The 342-nt window shown below is 39.2% G+C and carries 1 protein-coding gene; it reads left to right on the top strand.

The features are described 5' to 3' along the window. Positions 1–58 precede the first annotated feature (58 nt). On the top strand, positions 59–342 hold a 284-nt coding region (locus tag D1831_RS14310; protein ID WP_148096389.1), incomplete at its 3' end, for a DUF262 domain-containing protein.

Raw genomic sequence — 342 nt, 5'->3', positions numbered from 1 at the left:
GTATATTTAGGGTATTATCAAATGTTCTTATCCCACTATATCTAGGAGGTAACCAGCGATGAGCAATTATGAATATCTTCAATTATCGTACCAACGTGACCTCAAGCGTGTAAAACTACCCAAATTTCAACGTGGATTAGTCTGGACAAAACAAAAACGCAATGACCTAATTCTTACTTTACACCGCGACTTTCCCTTTGGAGCGTTGTTAGTTGCTCCGATTGAAGGAGAACAGTCTCAACTCCGACTGTTAGATGGACAACAGCGACTTTCCACTATTAAAAATTATGAAGATAACAAAGCTGCTTACTGGGCACAGTTGAATCCAGAGAATTATAACCG

This window comes from Lactiplantibacillus garii (assembly GCF_003885105.1).
Classification (GTDB): Bacteria; Bacillota; Bacilli; order Lactobacillales; family Lactobacillaceae; genus Lactiplantibacillus; species Lactiplantibacillus garii.
The sequence above is the reverse complement of the archived record's forward strand: the minus strand, read 5'-3'. Positions and strand labels throughout refer to the sequence as shown.